Source organism: Amycolatopsis sp. PSD-21 (assembly GCF_055561455.1).
Map to the genome: position 1 here is coordinate 7,892,173 of NZ_CM145712.1, position 24,238 is coordinate 7,916,410.

A 24,238-nucleotide genomic window follows, 5' to 3' on the forward strand; every position below is an offset into this window, starting at 1 on the left:
GTCCAGTCATCTCGAAGTAAGCTCAGGTGAAACTCATGAAGCGCGCTGCTCGAACCATCAGCTGGATTGCCGGGACGGCGGTCGCTGTCCTGCTCACCAGCACGGCGTGCGACAGCAGCCCGGACTACCTCGACAACGACCACAGCAAGGACGGCATGTCGGCCCAGCAGCAGTTCACCGAACTTCTCAAGCGGCCGGACGCCAAGCAGGCCCAGGCGAAGTACGACCAAGCGCTCACCGACCTGCGCGCCAAGCTCACGGAAGCCACTGGCTTCTCCGCGTGGCAACAGGGCACCGTGGCCGAGATATCGCCCGGCTGCAACGCTTTCCGCGCGGTCGATGTCCACGATGTGTACACCGCCTACACCACGTGGGGCCTGCCGGACGTCATTCCTGAAGCCAGCTGGGCGAAGACGACGCAGGCACTCACCGAAGCCGCAGGCAGGCATGGCTTCACGAAGAAGGGCTTCGAGGTGAACCAACCCCAGTTCCGCGAGTTCCACCTGCTTGATGACTTCGGAGCGGATCTGACGCTTTCAACCTCAACCGGCACCACGACCGGCACCAGCACCATGCTCACGCTGAAGACTGGGTGTCACCTGTCGGCCGAGGCGCACACGCGGGGTACGCCTCGGCCCAGCGGAAGTTAGCGTTGACTCTGGAACAGAGGCAGGCGGTGTACGGCCGCCTCGAAGAACACTGGGAATTCGATCGTCATCGCCGGTTCTTCGGTGGCTCCTTCATGGAGGTGTGCGGACCCACGACGGCGGCCAGCACGGCAACACACGGGACGTTTGGCTGATCACAGCTTGGAGCGCGCGTTCGAGGTCGGCACTGATGCCGTCGGCAACAGCACCGCGAACCGCGTCGAGATCGTTGACCGAGACCGGGTGTACGGAGCCGGAAGTAGAGCCAATACCTCCTGGAGTTCAGGATCGGCCGTATCAATTTGAATGTCTGGCTCGGAGATCGAGGTGGCCTGTTCAATACGCTTGGCATCGTGCAGGAAGCCTCGCGGGCTTCCTGCACGGTTACACCTTCTTGGTGTGACTAGACGTTGAAGCGGAACTCCACCACGTCGCCATCGGCCATGACGTAGTCCTTGCCCTCCATGCGCACCTTGCCCGCGGACCGGGCGGCGGCCATGGAGCCGTTCTCGACCAGGTCGTCGAACGAGACGACCTCGGCCTTGATGAAGCCGCGCTCGAAGTCGGTGTGGATGACACCCGCGGCCTGCGGGGCGGTCGCGCCCTGCGGGATCGTCCAGGCGCGCGACTCCTTGGGGCCCGCGGTCAGGTACGTCTGGAGGCCGAGGGTGTGGAAGCCGGCGCGCGCCAGCGAGTACAGGCCGGGCTCGTGCTGGCCGACGGACTCCAGCAGCTCGCGCACGGACTCCTCGTCGTCCAGTTCGAGCAGTTCGGCTTCGACCTTGGCGTCGAGGAAGACCGCGTCGGCCGGGGCGACCAGCTTGGCCAGCTCCTCGCGGCGCGACTCGTCGGTGAGGATGCCTTCGTCGGCGTTGAAGACGTAGAGGAACGGCTTCGTGGTGAGCAGGCTCAGCTCGCGCAGCGCCTCGAAGTCGACCTCCTTCTGCGCCTGGAAGAGGGTCCGCCCGGCGTCGAGGATCTCCTTGGCCTTGACCGCGTTGTCGAGCGCGGGCTTGTTCTCCTTCTTCGTCCGCGCTTCCTTCTCCAGCCGCGGCAGCGCCTTCTCCAGGGTCTGCAGGTCGGCGAGGATCAGCTCGGTGTTGATCGTCTCGATGTCGCTGCCCGGGTCGATCCGGCCGTCGACGTGGATCACGTCCGGGTCGTCGAACACGCGGATGACCTGGCAGATCGCGTTGGCCTCGCGGATGTTCGCGAGGAACTTGTTGCCGAGACCCGCCCCCTCGGAAGCGCCCTTCACGATGCCCGCGATGTCCACAAAGGACACGACGGCGGGCACGATCCGCTCGGAGCCGAAGATCCCGGCGAGCTTGTCCAGCCGCGGATCCGGCAGCGGAACGACACCGACGTTGGGCTCGATCGTCGCGAACGGGTAGTTCGCCGCGAGCACGTCGTTGCGGGTCAGCGCGTTGAACAGGGTGGACTTGCCGACGTTGGGCAGGCCGACGATGCCGAGGGTGAGACTCACGGGCCAGAAGTCTACGTGCCGCCCGCCGCCCCATCCGCCGAGGCCTTGATCGCCGTGTCGGATTTCCGCCAGCCGCGCCCCCGACCTGGTGGCACGATCGATGTCATGACCGAGCAGACCTTGGCCGAACGGGCCGTGTGGCGCGACACCGAACGGTGTTACCGCGCCGTCGCCGCCCGTGATTCCCGGTTCGACGGCCAGTTCATCATGGCCGTCTCCACCACCGGGATCTACTGCCGTCCGTCCTGCCCCGCGTCGACGCCGAAGCAGCAGAACGTCCGCTTCTACCCGACGTCGGCGGCCGCACAGGCGAACGGCTTCCGCGCCTGCCGCCGCTGCCTGCCCGACGCCGTCCCCGGCTCACCCGATTGGGATATCCGGGCCGACCTCGCCGCGCGGGCGATGCGGCTCATCTCGGACGGGACCGTCGAACGCGACGGCGTCCCGGGGCTCGCGCGGCGGCTCGGCTATTCCGAACGGCAGCTCGGCCGCGTCCTCACCGCCGAACTCGGCGCCGGACCGCTGGCGCTGGCCAGGGCCCATCGGGCGCACTCGGCGCGGCTGCTGATCGAGATGTCCGGGCTCCCGCTGACCGACGTCGCGTTCGCCGCGGGTTTCTCCAGCGTCCGCCAGTTCAACGAGACGATCCGAGAGGTCTTCGCGACGACGCCTTCGCAGCTTCGCGCCGCGAGCCTTCGCCGTCGCAAGGCCGAGGAGTTGCCGACCGGGACCCGGTTGAGCCTGCGATTGCCGTTCCGCAAGCCGTTCGACGCGGCCGGCGTGCTGGACTTCCTGGCCGAGCAGGCCGTACCCGGCGTCGAGCATGTGACGCGCGACGATTCCGGAGTGACCGGATACGGGCGCACGCTGCGGCTCGCGCACGGCACCGGTGTCGTGTGGCTGACCGCGAAGGACGACCACGTCCGCTGCGACCTGCGGCTCGCCGACCTGCGCGACCTGAGCAGCGCGGTGGCCAGGGTGCGGCGGCTGCTCGACCTCGACGCCGACCCGGAGGCGGTCGCGCGGGTCCTCGGGGCCGACCCCGCCCTCGCGCCGCTGGTCGAGACGATCCCCGGGATCCGGGTGCCCGGCACTGTCGACGGCGACGAGCTCGTGCTGCGCGCGATGCTCTCCCCCGCCGAGGCGGCCGAGCTAGCCGAGAGCCTCGGCGAGCGCCTGCCCAGCTGCGACGAGGCGCTCGACGGGCTGACCACGCTGTTCCCGACGGCCGCCCAGGTCGCCGAACACGGCCCGGAACGGGTGGCCGCGGTGGCCCGCGCGCTGGCGGAAGGGGTGGCGGTCCACGTGGGCCGCGATCCCCTGGAGCTGCGGGCGGAGCTGCTGGACCTCCCTGGAATCGGGCCAGGGACCGCGGACTACGTCCTGATGCGCGTGCTGGGCGCGCCGGACGTCCTGCTGACCGGTGATCCGGCGCTGCGCCGGGGAGCGGCCGCGCTGGGCATCGCGGACGACGAAACGACGCTGGCCGAACGCGGACGGGCCTGGCAGCCCTGGTCCTCGTACGCCGGCATGTACCTGTGGCGCGCCGAAAAGGGAGAATGATGAGCATCGCGTATTGGTCCACGATGGACACCAGGATCGGCCCGTTCACCGCCGTCGTGGCGGGTGACGGTGCCGTGCTCGCCTCGGGCTGGACCGGCGACGTCGGCGAGCTGACGCCGCTGATCTCGCCGTCGCTGGCCCCTGGCGAAGTGAAGCAGCGACGAGACCTCGGCCCCGTGAGCACCGCGATCCGCCGCTACCACGACGGCGACCTGGACGCGGTCGCCGACGTCGAGGTGCGGCAGCGGTCCGGCGCTTTCCGGGAGCACGCTTGGGAAATCCTGCGGAAGGTGCCGGCGGGCGAGCCGGTGAGCTACGCGGAGTACGCGGCGCTGGCGGGGAATCCGGCGGCGGTGCGGGCGGCCGCGTCCGCGTGCGCGAAGAACGCGGCGGCGTTGTTCGTGCCGTGCCACCGGGTGGTGCGGACCGGCGGCGGCGTGGGGAACTTCCGGTGGGGTGTCCCGGCGAAGCAGTGGCTGTTGACGCACGAAGCCGCCTGAACCGCCTCGTGAGTGGTAAGGACGGTTAGAACCGTCCTTACCACTCACGAGGCAACCGGTCAGGCGGCGTGGATCTCCACCGAAGAGCCCGTACGCGACTTCCGGATCCGCAGCCGCGTCGGGATCCGCTGCCGCAGCTCCTCCACATGCGACACCAGCCCGACGACGCGGCCGCCGGCGCGAAGCTCGTCGAGGATGTTCATGACGATGTCGAGCGTTTCGGCGTCCAGCGTGCCGAAGCCCTCGTCGATGAACAGCGTGTCCAGCAATGCTCCGCCGGTTTCGGCGGCGACGACGTCCGCGAGCCCCAGGGCCAGCGAGAGTGACGCGAGGAAGGACTCACCACCCGAAAGCGTCTTCGCGGGCCGGATGGTGCCGGAGTAGTCGTCGAGCACGTCGAGGCCGAGCCCGCCGCGGGTGCCCCGCGCCCCGGCCGCGTCGGAATGCACGAAGGAGTAGCGGCCCTGGCTCATCGTCCGCAGGCGAGCCGTCGCCGCGACCGCGACCTCTTCAAGCCGCGCCGCGAGGACGTACGAGCGCAGCGACATCTTGCGCGCGTTCTGCCCGCGTCCGTTGACCACCTCGGCCAGCGCCTTCAGTTCGAGATACCCCTCTTCGACCGGCGCCAGCTCCGTCATCAAGGACGTCATCCGCTCGGCCAGCGCGGTCAGATCCGTGTGCCGCGTCTTCGCCGTCCGCAGCGCCGCGAAAGCCTGCTCGGCCTCGGCCCGGGTCTCCTGCGCCGCGTCCGCCGAAGCGCCGACGTCGATCTCGTCCTCCGGCGAGATGCCGAACAACTCGGGTTGCGCGAGTTCCTCCTTGGCGGCCCGCTCCATCACCTTGGCGTCGGCGAGACTGGCTTCCAGTTTCGTGATCTGCTCGTCCGGCCGCGCCGCGGCGCGCATCTCGTCGAGGTCCGCGAAACCCTTGGCCCGCAACGCTTCCTTGACCAGTTTCGCTTGCTCGTCGCGCCGCTCGCGGGCACCCGCGACAGCCAGTCGCGCTTCGGCGAGGGCGTCGAGGCGGGTCGCGAAGCCGAGCAGATGACGCCGTCGTGCGGCGACGTCGGCGAACTCGCCGCGTGCGGCCTCCAACCGGCGCTCGCGTTCGGCCAGCCGCTCGGTCAGCCCGCGCACCTCGGTCGCGACCTCGACCGCGCGGCGTTCGGCCGCCCCGCGCCGTTCGGTCAGCTGCTCGATCTTCCGTTCCAGTTCGAGGAGCCGCGTCTCGAGAGCGGGCTTTCGACGAGCCGTTTCCGACAGCGTGGCGACCAGGTCGCGCGCTTCGGCGAGCCCGGACCGCAGTGTCTCGGCGGTGTGCTCGCCCAACCGCTCGATCAAAACGGCCAGGCGGTTTTCGGCCTCCTGCAACGCGGCTTTCGTCTTCTCGCGCCGCGCGTGCGCCTGCTGTTCCGCGGCTTCGGCGCGGCGTTCGTCCGCCGGATCGACCAAGCCGCCGGTGTGCGTCGCCGGCGACGGATGCTCCGCCGACCCGCAGACCGGGCAGTTCTCGCCGTCGTGAAGACCGGCGGCGAGTTCGGCCGCCATTCCTTCGAGACGCCGTTCCCGCAGGTCCAGCCGGTGCTGACGGGCCTGCTGATGGCCGTCCACGGCCTCGCTGACCGCCGCGCGTGCGCGCTCGACGGCCTGACGTGTCTTGGGCATCTCTTCGGCGTCGCGAGCCAGCGCGGTCAGCTCGTCGACGCGAGCGCGGGCGCTGTCGAGCTTCGCTTCCGCTTCGGCGGCAGCGGCCGTTTCGGCCCGCAAAGCCGCGACCTGCTCCGGCGCCGCGCCCAGCTCGGCGGCGAAGTCCTCGGCCTGCTTCTTCGCCTTCTCGGCGATGGCGTTCAGCTGCTCGCGGCGGATCAGGTCCTGTTGCTGCTGCTCACTTTCCGCCACGAGTTCGGCGAGCGCACCCGCTTCTTCCCGCAACCCGCCGGCGCGAGCGCGAAGCTCGGCGGCCGGACTCTCCGCCGCGTCCGGTACTTCCTGAGCCCGGAGCGCCTCAACGGCTTCGGCTTCCGCGAGCTGATCGAGCCTGCGTTCAAGGAGGTCCGCCTCCGCGACGACACCCGCCGCGCGATGCGCCGCCTCGACCTCTTCCGCCCACTCCGCACGCTGGCCCGCCTGCTCGGCGATCACCGACAGCCGCGTGTAGGCGGTGCGCACCCGGCGGATCCGTTCGGCGATGGACCGGTTCTCCTGCCAGACCGCTTCGGCCTTCTTGGCCGCCGTACGTGCCTTCGTGTCGCGCTCCTGTGCTTCGGCGACGCGCCGTGCCGACTCGGCGAGCACCTCTCCGGCCCACTCCGCCTGCCCTTCCTCGGGCGGTTCCTGCCCCGCGACCTGCGCGAACCGGGCGACCCACTCCCGCAACGTCTGCTGCCGCGCGTGCAACTCGCGGCCGCGCTCGGCACGCAGATTCGCGAACCAGTTCTCGACGTCGGAGAAGCGCTCGGTGCCGAACAGCCGCTCCAGCAATTCCTCGCGTTCGGCCGTGCTCGCGCGCAGGAACCGCGCGAATTCGCCCTGCGGCAGCAGGACCACCTGGAAGAACTGCTCGTGCGTCATGCCGATGAGCCGCTCGACCGTGCGCGCGACCTCGTCGATCCGTGTGATGCCCTCGGCCACGTGTCCGGCGGGGACCGTGCCGACCCAGCTCAGCACCGCCTTCGCCTGCTGAAGGGTCATCCCCTCGCCACGGCGCTTCGGCCGCTGGTACTCGGGGTTGCGCGCGATCCGCATCCGCTGGCCCTGCACGGTCAGTTCGAGGACGACCTCGGTGACCTGGTCGGGCTCGGCGAGGTCGCAGCGCAGCCGTTTGACCTCGCCGCGCGCGCCCGGAACGGTGCCGAACAACGCGAACGCGATCGCGTCGAGCAGGGTCGTCTTCCCCGCGCCGGTGTCACCGTGCAGAAGGAACAGCCCGTCGGCACCGAGCGCGTCGAAGTCCACCACCTCTCGGCCCGCGTACGGACCGAAAGCGGCGACCTCCAACCGGTGCAGCCTCATACCTCGCGCTCCCTGCCCGCCGCGCCCAGCGCCGCCAGCACCAGCCGCTCCTCGCTCTCCGACGGCGCGGACCCGCGGCAGTCCTCCAGGAAACTCCGGGTGATCTCGACGTCGGATCGCCCGCGGACGGCTTCGGCGTACTTCAGCACGGCACCGTCGTGCCCGCCTTCCGGCTGCCAGTCCATGTGCACCGCGTACGGAAACCGTTCACGCAGTTTGCGCATGGCGTCGATCGGGCGGACCCGGTCGGTGACCGTGAAGGAAAGGAAGTGTTCGGTGAGGCCGTCGTGCTCCGGATCCGAAAGGAGATCCGCCAGCTCGCCGCGCAGCATCGCGAGGTGGCGCGGCACCGGCAGTTCATGCCGCCGGACCTCGGCGAGCCCGTCGGCGCCGAGCTCCACCAGCCAGACCGATTTCCGTTGGCGCGTCTCGGAAAACGAGTACGCCAGCGGACTGCCCGAATAGCGCAGGTGCTCGGCGAGGGTCTGCGGGCCGTGCAGGTGGCCGAGCGCGACGTAGTCGACGCCGTCGAACACCGAACCCGGCACCTGCTCGACGCCGCCGACCGCGATGGTCCGCTCGGAGTCGGTCGGCTCGCCGCCGGTGACGAAGGCGTGCGCGAGCACCACCGACCGCATTCCGGAGGGCCGTCCGGCGAGATCCTCACGGATCCGCCGCATCGCTTCGGTGAGCACGCCGGTGTGACCGCGGGACTCGGGCACGCCGAGGGCGTGTCGCGCGGGCTCCGGTTCGAGGTACGGGATCCCGTAGAGGGCGACCTCGCCGTGCTCGTCGGACAGCAGCACCGGCTCGGCGAGCCCGTCGATCGTGGCGCGCAGGTGCAGCCCGCCCGCCGCGGCGAACTCGGCGAACGCGCCCAGCCGCGGCGCGGAGTCGTGGTTGCCCGGGGTCATCACCAGTTCCGCCCCGGCCTGGCGGATCCTGCCCAGCGCGGTCGTGGCCACGCGGACGGCCTCCGCCGAGGGCACCGCGCGGTCGTAGATGTCCCCGGACACGAGCACGACGTCGACCGATTCGGCCGCCACGAGGTCGGCGAGGTGGCCGAGCACGGTTTCCTGCTCGGCGAGCAGATCGGCGCCGTGGAAGGTACGGCCGATATGCCAGTCGGACGTGTGCAGGAGCTTCACGCAGCCCAAGGTAGGGCCGCACACCGGCCGGAGAGGGGAGGCGCGCCCTTGATGGCACTGCGCTTTCCGACACGCCGGGGACGGCGCAGGTCAGATACGGAGCGCGACCACGCCGCTCCGTTTTTGTCGGTGGGTTCCGCCATGATGTCCCCGACTCGGATCCGGAGGGGAGGTACCGGTGGCGACGGTGATCACCACCGCGGCCGTCGTGCTCGCGTTGCTGCTGCTCGCGGCCGTCGCGCTGTTGTGGCGGCTGTACAACGACGGCATGCGGCGGGCGGACGCGGCGGCGAAACAGGTCGCGGCCGAGCGGGCGAAGGCGGATCAGCAGCAGCTCGCGTTGCGCCGGTACGAGGTCGCGTTCGCCTCGATCAGCGGCCGGGGCGAGCTAGGCGAGCAGGTGCTCTTGGAGACCGCACGCGCGCTCGGGCTCCGCGAGGAGCTGCACTTCACGCTGCAAACGGACCTGGCTGGCGGCGGCGCCGCGAAACCGGACATGGTGCTGCGGGTCGGCGGCGGCCGGACCGTGCCGGTGGACGCGAAGGCGAGCATGGCGTGCTGGGCCGAGGCCGTCGAGACCGACGACCCCGAAGAACGGCTGGACGCGCTGCGGGTCCACGTCCGGCAGCTCCGGTCGCGGGCGGCCGAGCTGGCGGGCAAGGGCTACCAGCGCTGGGCCGACGCGATCTACGGGACGATCATGTTCGTCCCCTCCGACGCGGCCGTGGTGGCCGCGCTGGACACCGACCCGGAACTGCTGCGCTGGATGCTGGACCGGCGGGTCTTCCTCTGCGGGCCGACCGGGTTCGCCGTGCTGGCCTCGGCCGCGCTGTTCGCCGCGACCGAACGGGCGCTGGTCGAGGACGTCGAGCAGGTCCGGGCGGGTGCCGCGGCCGCGCACCGGGCCGCGGGCAACGCGGTCGACGCGCTGAACCTGTCGAGCACCCACCTGCAGCGCTTCATCTCGGCCCGGCGGCGGGAGCTGGAGGCACTCGAAAGCTTCCGGAGCACGGTCTCGCCGCTGACCGACGCCGCGGGCAGCCCGGCGCCGGTCCCGCTGATCAGGAAGGCGGACGAACTCCCGGCCTCGTGAGTGGCCAGGACGGTTCGGCGCCGCCGGGTGCCCATGGCCAAGACGTGTCGCGAAAGCCACTTTCGCGACGTCTGGTGTCCCGAAAGTGGCTTTCGCGACACCGTCGCGGGGAGCCGCCAGGGCAGGTCAGCGGCCATGCGACGCCCACTGTGTGGATTTTGGGGCGTTGGATGACCAGAAATCCACACAGTCCCGCCGCGAGTGGTCCGAGAGGGGTGTGTGGAATTAGGGACGTTCAACGTCCCTAATTCCACACACCCCTCACCCGCGGTAACACTCGAGCGCCCGCAAGCACGTCGAGTAGCCAGCCGGGGCAAAGGTGCGGTCCCGCAGCGGCCCGGCCTCGTGAGTGGTTAGAACGGCTAGGGCCAACGGTGTCTTAGCTACCTACGTGGGCGGCGGTTGATGCGGCGGCTCATGGAGGCCCCAAACACCTGGCCGAGTACATGAATGGCATCGAGCGGTCAAGGCTCGTGAGTGGTCAGGACGGTTCTAACCGTCCTGACCACTCACGAGCCGGATGCGGACCGCACCTCTCTACCTGCGACTTCCGGAATCGGAGGCTCCATTTCGCCGGGCCCGACAACCTTGTCCGCCCCTCACGCGTAGTACTTCCGGTAAGCATCCGGACAGTCCGTCCGGGTGGTCCGGAATGACCACTACCAGGCGATAGACACACCGCCTGTTGGCGGTATGCCCGCAGCTTGGATATACGGTGGGACCTGTGACCGCGATTCGCGATCGCCAGAGCGATCCTGATGCCGACGACGTCCCCGTTGCCTGGGACGAGCGTCCGCTCGTCGGCGCCAGGCGCGGGTTGCCCTGGTGGGCGGCCGTCCTGGTGGGTTTCGGGCTCGCCATCCTTGGCGCCTTCGTCGACATGATGATGCAGAAGGACCTGGGCCTGCTGTTCAAGGCCTGCTACGCGCTCGGCGCGGTGGCCGCCGTGGTGGCCGTCCAGCGCCGCGGGCTGTTCGGCCCGATGGTGCAGCCGCCCCTGGTCCTCGCCGTGACCGTCCCGGGGGTCATCCTCCTGACCTCGGACGGCAGCAAGGGCACGGATCTGCTGTCGAGAGCCTTCGACGTCGGCACGCCGCTGATCAACGGCTTCCCGACGATGGCCATCACCACCGGCGTCACCTTGGCGATCGGTGTCTTCCGGATCTACCGCGAGCGCGATCCCGACGCTCCGGTCAAGGTGAAGCCGGGTACCAAACCGGAACGTCGCGACGAGGGCAAACCCGCCGCCCGGCCCCCCGCGGCCGCCGCGCCGGGCCGTGGTCGTCCCGCGTCCCGCACCGGCCAGACCCCGCCCCCGCCGTCCCGCCGCGGCGCTCCGCGAGACAGCGCGCCGCGTGACGGTGCGCCGCCCCGCCGCCGCCCGCCGGTCGACGACGAGCGACGTCCCCGGCGTGACGCCGAGCCCGGCGCCCGCAAGCCGCCGCCACCGGGACGTCAGCCCCGGCGGCCGCGTCCGCCGGAAGACGGCGAACCGCGCCGTCGCGACCCCCGCGGCGAAAGCGCCCCCGGTGCCCCGCGCCGCCGTCCGCCGCGCGCGGACGATCCGCGCCGCGGAGGGCAGCCGCCTCGCCGCCGGCCGTGGGAAGACGAGCGCTGAAGCAAGGGACCTTTGCTACCACGTGAGCCGCTGACCAGCGCTTGAGCCCGATCAAAAGAAGGGGCCGCCCGAGGAGCTCCTCGGACGGCCCTTTCTCGTAAGGAAGGTCAGGCCTTAGCGGCCTTGCGCAGCTCGTGCGGCAGCGCGAACGCGATCTTCTCGTTGGCCGTGGTGACCTCGTCGACGCTGTCCCAGCCGCGCTCGGCCAGCCACGCCAGCAGGTCCATGACCAGCACCTCCGGCACCGAAGCACCGCTGGTGACACCGACGGTCTCGACACCTTCAAGCCACGCTTCGTCGACTTCGTGCGCGAAGTCGACGAGGTGCGACGCGCGCGCCCCCGCCTTCAGCGCGACCTCGACCAGCCGCTTCGAGTTGGACGAGTTCTGCGAACCGACCACCAGCACCAGGTCGCACTCGGCGGCCATGGCCTTGACCGCGACCTGGCGGTTCGTGGTGGCGTAGCAGATGTCGTCACTGGGCGGGTCGGCCAAGCCGGGGAACCTGTCCCGCAGCTGATCGACGCGTTCCATGGTCTCGTCGACCGAAAGGGTGGTCTGCGACAGCCAGATGACCTTCGACGGGTCGCGGATCTCGACCTTGTCGACGTCTTCGGCGGTGTCGACGAGCTGCACCTTGTCGGGGGCCTCGCCGGCCGTGCCTTCGACCTCTTCGTGGCCTTCGTGACCGATCAGCAGGATGTCGTAGTCGTCCTTCGCGAACCGGTTGACTTCCTTGTGCACCTTCGTCACGAGCGGGCAGGTCGCGTCGATGGTCCGCAGGTTGCGCTCGGCGGCCTCGGCGTGGACCGCGGGCGAGACGCCGTGCGCGGAGAACACCACCAGCGCGCCTTCCGGCACCTCGGAGGTCTCGTCGACGAAGATGACGCCGCGTTCGCGCAGGGTGTCCACGACGTGCCGGTTGTGCACGATCTCCTTGCGCACGTACACCGGTGCGCCGTAGAGCTCGAGTGCCTTCTCGACGGCGATGACCGCGCGGTCGACACCGGCGCAGTAGCCGCGTGGCTTGGCGAGCAGGACACGTTTGCCACCTGCCGGCACACCGGACTCGGTGATCGTCGGACTGCCGGCGGGCGTGATTCCGGGACTCGCAGAACTCATGCCCCCAGGGTACGGGCTGCCCCGGGGGCTCCTCGCACTCACGTTCAGGTGACCAGGGAACCCCTCCAAAGGATGTGCGTGGAGTCACGTCCGGTGAGCCGACACACCCGTTCGGTTGGGCAGGATGGCCCGGATACGGCAGGCTAGACGCATGAAGCCTCTCCCGCTCCCCCTCCGGGTCGCCGCGGGCCTCGCCGTCACCACCGCCGAGCGGGTTCGCGAACTTCCCAAGCAGCTCACCGGGCTCCCCGTCACGGTGGTCAGCCAGGTGCTCCAGTTCTCCATGCGCGTCCAGCAGCACGTCACCGAACTCGCGATCAAGGGCGACGACGTCCTGTCGGGCCTCCGCCCGGTCGAGGACACGCCCAGCTGGGCCACCTTCGACGAAGATCTCCCGCCGGACCTCGGCGAACGCCGGTACGAGCGTGACTCGTGCGTCATCCCGCTGCGAGAGGACGCCGAGGTCCCCGAGCCGCGCGCCGAGACGAACGGGCGCCTGCACGACCTCGAAGCCCTCACCGAAGACCCGTGGGCCGAGGAGGAGCGCGCGCTCGCCGAGGACCACGCCGACGGCGAGTTCGACAGTGCGGCCGGCAACGCGAGCGCGCCCGTCACCTCCGGCCCCGCCGGGCTGGACGACTACGACACGCTCACCCTGCCGCAGCTGCGCGCCCGCCTGCGCCGGTTCGACCTCGCGCAGCTGGAAGAGCTGCTGACCTACGAAAAGGCGAACGCCGACAGGGCTTCGTTCGTCGGCATGCTCGCGCGGCGCATCGGCAACGTGAAGAAGGCCGACGGCGACGGCGACAGCGCGGAAGGCCAGTGAGCGCCGAACCCACCTCCGCGACGGCGGGTCCGTCCACCACCGCCGAAAACCCGTGGCCGGTCCGCACGGTCGCCCGCAAGGTCGGCGAGTGGATCAACCGGCTCGGCGCGGTCTGGGTCGAAGGCCAGGTCACGCAGATCTCGGCCCGCCAGGGCACCAACACCGCGTTCCTGACGCTGCGCGACCCGTCCGCGGACGTCTCGATGTCGGTGACCTGCCCGATGGGTTTGCTGCGCACGATCGAACCGCCGCTGCGCGAGGGCGCGAGCGTCGTGGTGCACGCGAAGCCGACGTTCTTCATGAACCGCGGGTCGCTGAGCCTGCGCGCCAACGAGATCCGCGCGGTCGGCATCGGCGAGCTGCTGGCGCGGATCGAGCGGCTGCGGCGGCTGCTGGCCGCCGAGGGCCTGTTCGCGCCCGAACGCAAACGCAAGATTCCCTTCCTGCCCAAGGGAATCGGGCTGATCACCGGCCGCGCGTCGGCCGCCGAACGCGACGTGCTGGTGAACGCGCAGGCCCGCTGGCCGCATGTCGCGTTCAAGGTGATCAACACCGCCGTGCAGGGTTCGCTCGCCGTCCCGCAGATCCTCCAGGCACTGTCCAAACTGGACCGTGATCCGGATATCGACGTCATCGTGATCGCGCGCGGTGGCGGCAGTGTGGAAGACCTGCTGCCGTTCTCCGACGAGGCGCTGTGCCGCGCCGTGTCCGCGGCCGGGACGCCGGTGGTCAGCGCCATCGGGCACGAGCCCGACACCCCGCTGCTCGACCACGTCGCCGATCTCCGCTGCTCGACGCCGACCGACGCCAGCAAGCGGATCGTGCCCGACGTGCGCGAGGAGACCCAGCGCGTCCGCCAGATGCGTGATCGCGGCCGCCGGGCGCTGCACGGCTGGGTGGACACCCAGGTCAGGCTGCTGAACCAGATGCGCAGCCGTCCCGTGCTCGCCGACCCGCTCGGCCCGATCCAGCGGCGCTCGGACGACGTCGAGATCCACCGCGAACGCGGGCGGCGCGCGATGCTCACGCTGCTCGCGAAGGACCAGGCCGAGATCGCCAGCGCCCGCGCGCGGCTGACCGCGCTCGGCCCGGCGGCGACCCTCGAACGCGGCTACGCCGTGGTGCAGTACACCGACGCGGAAGGCAACCTCCAGGTACTCCGGTCCGTCTCCGAAGTCGCGGACGGCGCGAAACTGCGCGTCCGCGTGGTCGACGGCGCGCTCGGCGCCGTCGTGTCGGGTACGCCGGAGGAGGAGCGTTGACGGCGAGTTTCCTGCCTTTGACCATCGACGCCGCGAGACGTGCCGACGCGCCCGAGGTGCTGCGCAACGCGCTGCTGACCGACCGCGCGGCCGGCGAGTGCTGGACGGTGCTGCTGGCCGGATGCGACTTCGCCATCAAGCGCGGCCTCGACGCCCAGCTGCGCAAGCTCTCCGAAGCGACGGCCGAACACGTCGGCACCCGATGGTGGTTCGCGGACGGCACGGTGCACCGCAAACGGGTGGCGCGGGCCCAGGAGAACCTGGTCGCGGCGATCGCGGAGGGTGACGGCCAGGAGTTCGCCCTCGCCTTCGTGGGTTACGACAACGCCATGGCCGGCGCGGTAGTGTGCGCGGGTATCGGCAAGCACCGACGTCCGGTAGAAGGAAGCACAGCGTGAGCGAGACCGCCGAACTCGGCTACGAACAGGCCCGCGACAGGCTCGTCGAGGTCGTCCGCGAGCTCGAAGCGGGCGGGCTGTCCCTGGAACAGTCGCTCGCCCTCTGGGAGAAGGGCGAGCAGCTGGCGAAGGTCTGCGAGCACCACCTCGAGGGCGCGCGCGAGCGGATCGAGGCGGCGCTTTCGTCCGTTGAGGACGAGACCGGCGACGGTCAGTGACGTTCACCATGCTCCTGTGCCACCGAACCGCCGTGGGTATCTGAGAGACTGGGACCCCGCCGAGTTCCTGACCCGGGAGGCCGCATGCCCACCCCCACCTCGTCCGCCAGCTCTTCTCGACGCCCCGAAGCCCCCGACCGCAACCTCGCGATGGAATTGGTCCGCGTGACCGAAGCCGCCGCGATGGCCGCGGGCCGCTGGGTCGGGCGCGGGGACAAGATCGGCGGGGACGGTGCCGCGGTGGACGCGATGCGCCAGCTGGTCTCGACCGTGTCGATGCGCGGTGTCGTCGTCATCGGCGAGGGCGAGAAGGACGAAGCCCCGATGCTGTTCAACGGGGAAGAGGTCGGCAACGGCGACGGGCCGGACTGCGACGTCGCGGTCGACCCGGTCGACGGCACGACCCTGATGGCCAAGGGCATGCCGAACGCGCTCGCCGTGCTCGCGGTCGCCGAACGCGGCGCGATGTTCGACCCGTCCGCGGTGTTCTACATGGAGAAGCTCGCCGTCGGACCGGACGCCGCGGGCAAGGTCGACCTGGCCGCGCCGATCGCGGAGAACATCCGCCGGGTCGCGAAGGCCAAGAACTCCAGCGTCTCCGACGTCACCGTGTGCATCCTCGACCGGCCGCGGCACGAAAAGCTGATCAAGGAGGTCCGCGAGGCGGGCGCCCGGATCCGCTTCATCTCCGACGGCGACGTCGCGGGCGCGATCGCCGCGGCCCGGCCGAGCACCGGCGTCGACATGCTGCTCGGCATCGGCGGCACCCCCGAAGGCATCATCGCGGCCTGCGCGATGAAGTGCCTCGGCGGCGAACTGCAGGGCCGTCTGTGGCCGAAGGACGACGCGGAGCGCGAGAAGGCGCTGGCCGCGGGCCACGACCTCGACCGCGTGCTCGGCAACGACGACCTCGTCCGCGGTGACAACGTGTTCTTCTGCGCCACCGGCGTCACCGACGGCGACCTGCTGCGCGGCGTGCACTACCGCGCGGGCGGCGCGACGACCCAGTCGATCGTGATGCGCTCGAAGTCCGGCACGGTCCGGATGATCGACGGCTACCACCGGCTGACCAAGCTCCGCTCGTACTCGTCCGTCAACTTCGACGGACACCTCGACGATTCGCTGGAAGACGACGTAGTTCCCCCGCTCCCCTAAGGAGAAACCGTGCTCAAGCGCGTGCTCGTGGTCCTGCTCGCGGCGATGCTCCTCACGCCGGCCGGGCAGGCCACGGGCGCGGGCGACCTCGTCGGCGGCAGAGAGGCCGATGAGCCGTATCCGTTCATCGCGTCCCTGCATTCGGCCTCCGGCAAGGCTTTCTGCGCCGGGACGCTGATCGCGGCGGACTGGCTGGTGACGGCCGGGCACTGTGTCGAGGGCAAGAACCCGGCGAACCTGAGCGCCCGGATCGGCAGCACCGACAACACCCAGGGCGGTGAGATCGCGAAGCTCGCCGAGATCGTCGTGAACCCGTCCTACAACCCCGAGCCCGAGCACGCGGGCGGTGATCTCGCGCTGGTGCGGCTGGCCGCACCGGTGAAGGCGGCGCCGATAACGATCGGGGCCGTCGTCGCGCCCGGGACGCCGACGCGGCTGCTCGGCTGGGGCCAGACGTGCCCGACTTCGGGCTGCGGCAAGGGTCCGGCGAAGCTGCGGCAGCTCGACACGAAGATCGTCGAAGGCGTGCGGTGCACCGCGAAGTTCGACGGTGCCGTCGAGTTGTGCACCGACAACCCCGGCGGGAACACGGGTTCGTGCTACGGCGATTCCGGCGGGCCGGAGATCGCCAAGGTCGACGAGAAGTGGGTGCTGCTGGGCACCATCAGCCGTCCGGGTAACGCGGACCCGGTGTGCGCGACTTCGCCGTCGATCGCGACTTCGGTGGTGGCGTACGCGCAGTGGATCGCGGAGAAGATCACGCCGCCCGCGGCGTGACGCTACTCGGCGTTGCTCGAGTGGCCGGGGAACAGATGCGCGTCCGGGTCCAGCATGACCGCGATGTTGTTCACCGCCGTCGCCGCTTCCCCGAATCCGGTGGCGATCAGCTTCACCTTCCCCGGATACGCCGCGACGTCGCCCGCCGCGTACACCCGCTCCCGCGGCGTCGCCATGGTCGAGTCGACGGCGATCGCGCGGTGGTCGATCTGGAGTCCCCAGCTTTCGATCGGCCCGAGATCCGCGGTGAAACCGAGCGCGGCGACGACCGTGTCGGCGCGCAGGATCTCGGGTTCGGCGCCCTTGACCTGGATCTCGACCTCCGCCAGCGTGCCGTCGCGGTCGAGGAACCGGGTGACCTCGGCGTCGGTGACGATCCGGACGCCCAGTTCCCGCGCCTGCCGCACGATCGACTCGGCCGCGCGGAACTTCGCGCGCCGGTGCACGAGGGTGACGCTCGCGGCGACCGGGTGGAGCGCGAGCACCCAGTCGAACGCCGAGTCCCCGCCGCCGACGACGACCACGTGCTGCCCTTCGTGCACTTTCAGCGAGGGCACGAAATGGACCATGCCGCGCCCGAGCCAGCCGTCGCCGGCGGGCAGCGGCCGCGGGGTGAATTCGCCGATCCCGGCGGTGATCAGCACCGCGCCGGCGCGCAGGACCTGCCCGCCGTCGAGGGTGACGGTGATGCCGCCTTCGACGCTTTCGAGTTTCTCGGCCTTGCGCCCGAGCAGATACGCCGGTTCGAACGGCGCGGCCTGATCGAGCAGGCCCCGCACCAGATCGCGGCCACGGACCTCGGCGAACCCGCCGACGTCGTAGATCATCTTTTCGGGGTACATCGCGGTGACCTGGCCGCCGGCTTCCGGCAGTGAATCCACGACGGCCATCGAAAGGCCGCGGAATCCCGCGTAGTAGGCGGCGAACAGACCCGTCGGACCGGCCCCGATGATGACGAGGTCGTACGACGTTTCCCCAGCGGACTCGCTCATTCGGCACTCTCCCGGCCGGTGGTGGGCGGCGTGATCGAGAACACATTCGATCCTAGCCCTCGCGTGCCGAAAGACACGGAGCGCGCCGCGAGGCGCTGCGCGAGACTTGGGGTATGGCTGAACAGGAATACCGGATCGAACACGACACCATGGGCGAGGTGCGCGTCCCCGTCGACGCCCTCTACCGCGCGCAGACACAGCGCGCCGTCGAGAACTTCCCGATCTCCGGCCGGGGCCTGGAGCGCGCCCAGATCCGCGCGCTCGGCCTGCTGAAGGCCGCCGCGGCGCGGGTCAACGCGCGGCTCGGCGTGCTGGACGCCGAGGTCGCCGAGGCCATCGCGAAGGCCGCCGACGAGGTCGCCGAGGGCAAGCACGACGCGCATTTCCCGATCGACGTGTTCCAGACCGGTTCCGGGACCTCGTCGAACATGAACGCCAACGAGGTCATCGCCACGCTCGCGTCGAAGGCGCTGGGCCGCGACGTGCACCCGAACGACCACGTCAACGCCTCGCAGTCCTCGAACGACACCTTCCCGACGACGATCCACGTCGCCGCGACGGAAGCCGTCCTGTCCGACGTGATCCCGGCGCTGGAGTACCTGGCCGCCGCGATCGAGACGCGGGCGGGCGAATGGGCGGACATCGTGAAGTCCGGCCGCACGCACCTGATGGACGCCGTGCCGATCACCTTCGGCCAGGAGGCGGGCGCGTGGGCGTCGCAGGTCCGGTTCGGGGTCGAGCGGCTGAAGTCGGGCCTGCCGCGGCTCGGTGAACTGCCGATCGGCGGGACCGCGGTCGGTTCCGGGCTGAACGCGCCCGAGGGTTTCGGCGCGGCGGTCTCGCAGGAACTGGCTTCGGTGACCGGTCTCCCGCTGACCGAGGCGCGTGACCACTTCGAGGCGCAGGCGACGCAGGACAGCGTCGTCGAGACGTCCGGGCATCTGCGCACGGTCGCGGTGTCGCTGAACAAGATCGCGAACGACCTGCGCTGGCTGGGTTCCGGCCCGCGCACCGGCCTCGCCGAACTGGCGCTGCCGGATCTCCAGCCGGGTTCGTCGATCATGCCGGGCAAGGTGAACCCGGTGATCCCGGAGGCGACGCTGCAGGTGGTCGCCCAGGTGATCGGCAACGACGCGGCGGTGGCCTTCGCCGGCGCGGCTGGCAACTTCCAGCTCAACGTGAACCTGCCGGTGATCGCGCGCAACGTGCTCGAATCGGCGCGGCTGATCGCGGCCGTCTCGCGGCTGCTGGCGGACAAGGTGTTCGCGGGCGTGACGGTGAACGCCGACCGCGCGCGCGAGTACGCCGAGGGTTCGCCGTCGATCGTGACGCCGCTGAACTCCTACATCGGCTACGAAGAAGCCGCCGCGATCGCGAAGCAGGCACTCAAGGAGCTGAAGACGATCCGCGAGGTCGTGATCGAACGCGGTCACGTCGCGAACGGGAAGCTCACCGAAGCCCAGTTGGACGAGGCTCTCGACGTACTCCGCATGGCGCGCGGAGGCCGCTAAGCGCCGAGGGCGACCACAGCCGCATGAAGCGGTGAGGCGAGCGAAGCCGCCAGCCCACCCGAAGGCGGTGTCTCGGTGAACAGGTGCAGCCACGTCAGCACCGGGCCGAGCAGAAGCGCGTGCACGAGAGCCGGATCGGGCCGTCGCGAGAGTTCCCCTCTCGCGACGGCCCGATCCAGCATCTGGACCAGATAGCCGCGTTCACGGCCGAGGAACACCTCGCCGAACCGCGTTTCCAGCGCCGGGTCCGCCCGGACGTCGGCGAGCAGCGAGGGCAGCGCCTGCCGGAGTCCTGCACCGTCCAAAGAGGACTGGATCACCGTGAGGACCGCGGCCACGTCACCCCGCAGCGAGCCGGTGTCCGACGGTGGTTCGAGCTCGACGGGGTGGATCACCGCGGCGAACACGAGCTCCGCCTTCGACCGCCACCGCCGGTACACCGCGGCTTTGCCGACCCCGGCCCGCGCCGCGACCGCGTCGATCGTGCAGCGCTGGTAACCGGTTTCGGTCAGCAACGCCCGCACGGCCTCGCGGACCGCGTCGTCGATTCCTTCTTCCCTCGGCCTGCCTCTCGCCATGACCCCAGTTTACGAGACTGACAGTTCCGTATATCGTCCGGGTATGACCTGGACCAGAACGTCCCGCGAGATCCTCCCCTGCCCTCCGTCCGCGCTCTGGGCGCCGCTGGCCGACTTCACCCGGTGGCCCGACTGGGATCCCGACCTCGTCGGCGTCGAACTGCACGGCCCTGCCGCAGTGGGCTCGACCGGTTTCCTCGTACCGAACGGATTCCGCGGCCGCGTGCACTCACGGGTCGCCGAGCCGTTCACGATCACGTCCTTCGCCGAGGATCGCGAGATCGCCCTTCGCCAGCCGATTCCCTTGGGCGCCATGGATCTCGTGCTGACCCTGACCGAGGTCGACGGCGGGACGGAATTCGTCCAGAAGGTCACCATGGGCGGGCCGCTGCGCTCGGTCATGGTCGCGATCATCGGCGGCGACGTCGTCAAGCACTTCGACGTCAAGTGCGCCAGGCTCGCCGAGCTCGCGACGGCGCAGGCCGATCGCGACGCCTGAAGACACCAGCGCGACTCCGATCACCTGGGAGAAGCGGAAATCCTGCATGCCGAGCAGGAGCGAGACGGCGAGGCCGGAGACCGGCATCAGCCCGACCAGCACCCCGGCCCGGTCCGCGCCCAGCGCCGAAACCGCCGAATACCAAAGAAGGAACGCGATCGCGGTGACGACGACCGTCAGGTAGCCGAGCGCGATCAGCTCACGCCCGTCCGGCCACCTCCAGGCGCCGGACGGGTCGAGGACCGTCCCGACGACCGCGCCGCCCGCGCCCGCGGCGAAACAACCCCAGGTCGCGGTCGCCAACGGCCCGAGCCTCTCGAGCACGCCGACGGCGAGCAGCGTGAAGAGCGCTTCGCACACCATCGCCAGCGCCGCGAGCACCAGACCTTGCCAGCGCGCCGCACCGCCGCCCGAGAGCACGGCGATCCCGAGGCCGGCGAGCACCGCCCCGGTCACCGGCGCCAGTGAAGGCCTCTTCCCCTTGGCCAGCGGGCCCGCGAGCGCGAGCACGAGCGGCGTTCCGCCGAGGAACGCGGCGACCAGGCCCGGCTCGGCGTAACGCTGCGCGAACAGCAGGCACGCCTGGAAGCCGATCATCCCGGTCGCCGCGAGGGCGATCAGCGACGGGAGGTCGCGCGCGCCCGGCAACGGCAACGGGCGTCCGCTCAGCCGCGCCCACGCCAGCAGGAGCACCCCGGCCAGCGCGTACCGCAGCGCCTGCCCGGTAATCACCGGATAGGCGTCGAGCATTCCCGTCACCGGCACGGACGCGCCGACGATCAGCACCCCCAGTACGCCGACCGTCACGCCTCTTCGTTCGTTGTCCATGCCCCTCACGATGGCCGCCTTTTGGTCCATAGCGAAGAGCCAAATCGCACTTTAAGGACAGGGCCATAAGTGCCGTGTTCCGCAGCGCGGCAAGCCGCCCTGTGAGGCCTGAAATGCCCCGCCACTGTCCATAAAGGACGTCAAGCTCACCAACCGTGTCCAATCTGGGCGTTCTCGCGCGAGGGTCGTGAGTGGCAATGATCGTTCTAACCCTCTTTGCTACTCACGACCCAGCGAGAACCGGACATAATGCCGCCAACCGGACGTGCGATCGACGGGCGTTGTCCCTTGTGGACACTGTGCGCCGGGGAGGGTGGCCGTCTCATCGCGAAGTCGGCGCCACGTTCGATTCACCCCTCACAACGACCCCGCCCCGCTCAGCCGCCGCGGCCTCGTCGCGAAAGCCACTTTCGGGACATCAGACGTCGCGAAAGTGGCTTTCGCGACACGCCTCGGCCACCGCCGGCCGAGTCTCGCGGCCAGCCTGGGTCTGTCAGGACCAGGCACGCACCGCCGGCGATCCGGGATACTCGGGACCATGACCGAGACGGCCGGACTGGGCGACTTCCTCAAGGCACGCAGGGCCGCGCTGGACCCGGCGGACCTCGGCCTGCCGACGGGGTTCAACCAGCGGCGGGTCGCCGGGCTGCGCCGCGAGGAGCTGGCGCAGCTGGCCGGGATCAGCGTCGACTACTACACGCGGCTGGAGCAGGGCCGGGCGCGCAACGTGTCCGACTCCGTCCTCGACTCGCTGAGCCGCGCGTTGCGGCTGCATCGCGACGAGGAGGCCTACCTGCGCAATCTCGCCGCCCCGAAACGCAGGCGCGTCGCACGGCCGAAGGCGCAGCGGATCCGCCCCGAACTCCAGCTGATGCTGAACGCCATCCAGTCCCCGGCGCTCGTCCTCGGCCGGTACGGAGACGTACTCGCCTGGAATTCCCTGGGCGGCTCGCTCTCCTTCGACTTCGCCGCGCGGCCGGCGGGTGAGCGCAACGTCCCGAAGATGTTCTTCCTCGACGAGGAGGCTCGCGGGCTGCACCCAGAGTGGGAAACGGTCGCGAAGGAGATCGTGGCGAACCTGCGCTCCGAGAGCGGGCGGTATCCGGACGACCCGTACCTCGCCCAGCTGGTCGGCGAGCTCTCCCTCGGCAGCGAGGAGTTCCGGAAGCTGTGGGCGAAGCACACCGTGCGCGAGAAGGCGCACGCGTGGAAGGTGATGGTCAACCCGATCGTGGGTGAACTCCGGCTGCGCTACGAGACGCTGCGGTTGCCCGCCGATCCGGACCAGGCCCTGGTGATCTACACCGCCGAGCCCGGCTCCGACAGCGAACGCGCGCTCCGCCTGCTCGCCAGCTGGGTCGCCGATCCCGCGCACGCCTGAGCCCGAGTCCGGGAAGGCCTCCTTCCCTACCTTGAGGGTAGGAAGGGAGGCCCTCACTACGTCGTCGACGCGAAACTGTCGGTGTCCGGGTCCATGATGGATCCATGTTGCTCACCGAGGTGGTGACCGCGTCGGCCGACCTGGCCGCCACGAGGTCCAGGAAGGCGAAGATCGCCACCCTGGCCGCGGTCCTGCGCGCCGCGGGCGAGCTGGAGCTGCCCGCGGTCATCGCGTTCCTCACCGGCCAGCCGACGCAGGGCCGTATCGGCGCCGGCTGGCGGACGCTGGCCGAGCTGAAGACGGCCCCCGCCGCCGAGCCGTCGTTGACCGTGGCCGAGGTCGACACGGCCCTCGGCACGGTGGGGGCGGCGTCGGGTTCGGGTTCGGTGAAGCTGCGCGCGGAGACGTTGCGGGCGTTGTTCGGCAAGATGACCAAGGACGAGCAGGACTTCCTGATCCGGCTGCTCACCGGCGAGCTGCGGCAGGGCGCGCTCGAAGGGATCATGGTGGACGCCATCGCGGCGGCGTCCGGGATCCCGGCCGAGCACGTGCGGCGGGCGTTCATGCTGTCCGGGCAGCTCCCGGTGACGGGCCTGGCCGCGATGACCGGCGGCCAGGAGCGGCTGGCGGAGTTCAAACTGGCCTTGGGCAGGCCGATCCGGCCGATGCTGGCCTCCCCGGCGGAGTCGCTGGACGAGGCGATCACCGAGCACGCCGACGCGCTCGTCGAGTACAAAATGGACGGTGCGCGGATCCAGGTCCACCGCGAAGGCGACGAGGTGCACGTCTACACGCGGACGCTGCGGGAGATCACCGGCAGCGTCGGCGAGCTGGTGGATCTGGTGCGCTCCCTGCCCTGCACGTCGGTGGTGCTCGACGGGGAGACACTGGCGCTGACCGACGAGGGCAGGCCGAGGCCGTTCCAGGAGACGATGAGCCGGTTCGGCAGCACCCGAGATGAACAGGTCAAGGCGCTGTTGCTGCGGCCGTACTTCTTCGACTGCCTGCACCTCGACGGCGTCGACCTGCTGGACGCTCCCCTGTCCGAGCGCAACGTCGCCCTGCGGAAGGTCGCGGGCGAGCACGTCATCCCGGGCGAGATCGCGCCCGCCTCGGCCGAGGCGGTGCTGGAAGCGGCGATGGCCGCCGGGCACGAAGGCGTGATGGTCAAGGACCTCGCGTCGCCGTACGCGGCGGGCAGGCGCGGGCGCGCGTGGCTCAAGGTGAAACCGGTGCACACGATCGACCTGGTCGTCCTCGCCGCGGAATGGGGTCACGGCAGGCGCACCGGCACCCTGTCGAACCTGCATCTCGGCGCCCGCGACCCCGACGGCGGGCCGCCGATCATGGTCGGCAAGACGTTCAAGGGGATGACCGACGAGCTGCTGGCCTGGCAGACGAAGACGTTCCAGGAGATCGAGACCCACCGCACCGACTGGGTGGTCCACGTGCGGCCGGAGCTCGTCGTCGAGATCGAACTCGACGGGGCCCAGGTGAGCACGCGGTATCCGGGCGGGCTGGCGCTGCGCTTCGCGCGGGTCGTGCGGTACCGGCCGGACAAGGAGGCCGCCGACGCCGACACCATCGACACCGTCCGCGGCCTCCTCAAGCCCTGAATCCCCGCAA

21 protein-coding genes and 1 pseudogene are annotated in these 24,238 nt (G+C 70.3%); 15 read left to right on the forward strand and 7 right to left on the reverse strand.

Annotated features, from left to right (window positions below; genetic code table 11):
* The first annotated feature begins 35 nt into the window (after positions 1–35).
* Positions 36–650 carry an LppA family lipoprotein gene (locus ACZ1DY_RS37065; protein ID WP_465482443.1) on the forward strand — a complete coding sequence of 205 codons (615 nt, stop codon included), beginning with the start codon at positions 36–38 and terminating at the stop codon, positions 648–650.
* Positions 651–1,050: 400 nt separating this feature from the next.
* Here ACZ1DY_RS37065 and ychF read toward each other — a convergent pair whose 3' ends face one another.
* Positions 1,051–2,133 (reverse strand): redox-regulated ATPase YchF, encoded by a 1,083-nt coding sequence (ychF, locus tag ACZ1DY_RS37070; RefSeq protein WP_126737449.1) that lies wholly within the window; start codon positions 2,131–2,133, stop codon positions 1,051–1,053.
* A gap of 105 nt (positions 2,134–2,238) precedes the next feature.
* Here ychF and ACZ1DY_RS37075 point away from each other — a divergent pair, with 105 nt between their 5' ends.
* Both ACZ1DY_RS37075 and ACZ1DY_RS37080 read left to right on the forward strand, forming a co-directional pair.
* Positions 2,239–3,696 carry a DNA-3-methyladenine glycosylase 2 family protein gene (locus ACZ1DY_RS37075; protein ID WP_465482444.1) on the forward strand — a complete coding sequence of 486 codons (1,458 nt, stop codon included), beginning with the start codon at positions 2,239–2,241 and terminating at the stop codon, positions 3,694–3,696.
* Positions 3,696–4,196 (forward strand): methylated-DNA--[protein]-cysteine S-methyltransferase, encoded by a 501-nt coding sequence (locus ACZ1DY_RS37080; RefSeq protein ID WP_126737447.1) that lies wholly within the window; start codon positions 3,696–3,698, stop codon positions 4,194–4,196. The genes ACZ1DY_RS37075 and ACZ1DY_RS37080 overlap by 1 nt, the downstream gene beginning before the upstream one ends.
* Positions 4,197–4,255: 59 nt before the next feature.
* Here ACZ1DY_RS37080 and ACZ1DY_RS37085 read toward each other — a convergent pair whose 3' ends face one another.
* On the reverse strand, positions 4,256–7,207 hold the full coding sequence (locus tag ACZ1DY_RS37085) for an AAA family ATPase (RefSeq protein WP_465482445.1): 2,952 nt from the start codon (positions 7,205–7,207) through the stop codon (positions 4,256–4,258).
* The gene (locus tag ACZ1DY_RS37090) at positions 7,204–8,355 is read right to left on the reverse strand and encodes an exonuclease SbcCD subunit D (RefSeq protein WP_465482446.1); all 1,152 of its coding nucleotides are present in this window, start codon (positions 8,353–8,355) and stop codon (positions 7,204–7,206) included. Before ACZ1DY_RS37090 ends, ACZ1DY_RS37085 begins: the two co-directional genes overlap by 4 nt.
* A gap of 178 nt (positions 8,356–8,533) precedes the next feature.
* On the opposite strand from ACZ1DY_RS37090, the gene rmuC reads away from it, so the two are divergent.
* Together rmuC and ACZ1DY_RS37100 are read left to right on the forward strand one after the other, a co-directional pair.
* Entirely contained in the window at positions 8,534–9,448 is a 915-nt protein-coding gene (gene rmuC, locus ACZ1DY_RS37095; protein ID WP_016337155.1) for a DNA recombination protein RmuC, read from the forward strand.
* Positions 9,449–10,172: 724 nt separating this feature from the next.
* The gene (locus tag ACZ1DY_RS37100; RefSeq protein WP_465482447.1) at positions 10,173–11,066 is read left to right on the forward strand and encodes a DUF6542 domain-containing protein; all 894 of its coding nucleotides are present in this window, start codon (positions 10,173–10,175) and stop codon (positions 11,064–11,066) included.
* A 107-nt stretch (positions 11,067–11,173) separates the two neighbouring features.
* Here ACZ1DY_RS37100 and ACZ1DY_RS37105 read toward each other — a convergent pair whose 3' ends face one another.
* Positions 11,174–12,187, reverse strand: a complete 1,014-nt coding sequence (locus tag ACZ1DY_RS37105; RefSeq protein ID WP_185927417.1) for a 4-hydroxy-3-methylbut-2-enyl diphosphate reductase — start codon at positions 12,185–12,187, stop codon at positions 11,174–11,176.
* Between the two features lie 151 nt (positions 12,188–12,338).
* Between ACZ1DY_RS37105 and ACZ1DY_RS37110 the strand changes: the two genes are divergently transcribed.
* The 6 genes from ACZ1DY_RS37110 to ACZ1DY_RS37135 all read left to right on the forward strand — a co-directional run bounded on the left by ACZ1DY_RS37110 (position 12,339) and on the right by ACZ1DY_RS37135 (position 16,823).
* Positions 12,339–13,013: a lipid droplet-associated protein gene (locus ACZ1DY_RS37110; protein ID WP_257484404.1), complete on the forward strand. Its 675-nt coding sequence runs from the start codon at positions 12,339–12,341 to the stop codon at positions 13,011–13,013.
* Positions 13,010–14,275, forward strand: coding sequence for an exodeoxyribonuclease VII large subunit (xseA, locus tag ACZ1DY_RS37115; protein WP_257484403.1), 1,266 nt, complete (start codon positions 13,010–13,012; stop codon positions 14,273–14,275). Before ACZ1DY_RS37110 ends, xseA begins: the two co-directional genes overlap by 4 nt.
* On the forward strand, positions 14,272–14,673 hold the full coding sequence (locus tag ACZ1DY_RS37120; RefSeq protein WP_465482448.1) for a hypothetical protein: 402 nt from the start codon (positions 14,272–14,274) through the stop codon (positions 14,671–14,673). The genes xseA and ACZ1DY_RS37120 overlap by 4 nt, the downstream gene beginning before the upstream one ends.
* A complete protein-coding gene (locus ACZ1DY_RS37125) occupies positions 14,670–14,891 on the forward strand; it encodes an exodeoxyribonuclease VII small subunit (protein ID WP_126737489.1) in 222 nt (73 codons plus the stop codon). Before ACZ1DY_RS37120 ends, ACZ1DY_RS37125 begins: the two co-directional genes overlap by 4 nt.
* A gap of 84 nt (positions 14,892–14,975) precedes the next feature.
* Entirely contained in the window at positions 14,976–16,046 is a 1,071-nt protein-coding gene (gene glpX / locus ACZ1DY_RS37130) for a class II fructose-bisphosphatase (protein ID WP_034305363.1), read from the forward strand.
* Between the two features lie 9 nt (positions 16,047–16,055).
* Positions 16,056–16,823, forward strand: a complete 768-nt coding sequence (locus ACZ1DY_RS37135) for a S1 family peptidase (RefSeq protein ID WP_465482449.1) — start codon at positions 16,056–16,058, stop codon at positions 16,821–16,823.
* A 2-nt stretch (positions 16,824–16,825) separates the two neighbouring features.
* Here ACZ1DY_RS37135 and ACZ1DY_RS37140 read toward each other — a convergent pair whose 3' ends face one another.
* Positions 16,826–17,815, reverse strand: a complete 990-nt coding sequence (locus ACZ1DY_RS37140; protein WP_465482450.1) for an NAD(P)/FAD-dependent oxidoreductase — start codon at positions 17,813–17,815, stop codon at positions 16,826–16,828.
* A gap of 113 nt (positions 17,816–17,928) precedes the next feature.
* Here ACZ1DY_RS37140 and ACZ1DY_RS37145 point away from each other — a divergent pair, with 113 nt between their 5' ends.
* Positions 17,929–19,326: a class II fumarate hydratase gene (locus tag ACZ1DY_RS37145; RefSeq protein ID WP_465482451.1), complete on the forward strand. Its 1,398-nt coding sequence runs from the start codon at positions 17,929–17,931 to the stop codon at positions 19,324–19,326.
* Here ACZ1DY_RS37145 and ACZ1DY_RS37150 read toward each other — a convergent pair.
* Positions 19,323–19,904 carry a TetR/AcrR family transcriptional regulator gene (locus tag ACZ1DY_RS37150; protein ID WP_465482452.1) on the reverse strand — a complete coding sequence of 194 codons (582 nt, stop codon included), beginning with the start codon at positions 19,902–19,904 and terminating at the stop codon, positions 19,323–19,325. The two genes, ACZ1DY_RS37145 and ACZ1DY_RS37150, sit on opposite strands and share 4 nt — an antisense overlap.
* 43 nt (positions 19,905–19,947) lie before the next feature.
* Between ACZ1DY_RS37150 and ACZ1DY_RS37155 the strand changes: the two genes are divergently transcribed.
* Positions 19,948–20,403: an SRPBCC family protein gene (locus ACZ1DY_RS37155; protein WP_371878818.1), complete on the forward strand. Its 456-nt coding sequence runs from the start codon at positions 19,948–19,950 to the stop codon at positions 20,401–20,403.
* On the opposite strand, the pseudogene ACZ1DY_RS37160 reads toward ACZ1DY_RS37155, so the two are convergent.
* Positions 20,401–21,261, reverse strand: a pseudogene (locus ACZ1DY_RS37160) (DMT family transporter); the annotation flags it as partial. The gene ACZ1DY_RS37155 and the pseudogene ACZ1DY_RS37160 sit on opposite strands and share 3 nt — an antisense overlap.
* Positions 21,262–21,769: 508 nt before the next feature.
* Between ACZ1DY_RS37160 and ACZ1DY_RS37165 the strand changes: the two are divergent.
* Positions 21,770–22,612, forward strand: a complete 843-nt coding sequence (locus tag ACZ1DY_RS37165; protein ID WP_465482453.1) for a helix-turn-helix transcriptional regulator — start codon at positions 21,770–21,772, stop codon at positions 22,610–22,612.
* Positions 22,613–22,716: 104 nt separating this feature from the next.
* Positions 22,717–24,228: an ATP-dependent DNA ligase gene (locus ACZ1DY_RS37170; protein ID WP_465482454.1), complete on the forward strand. Its 1,512-nt coding sequence runs from the start codon at positions 22,717–22,719 to the stop codon at positions 24,226–24,228.
* The last annotated feature ends 10 nt before the right edge of the window (positions 24,229–24,238 follow it).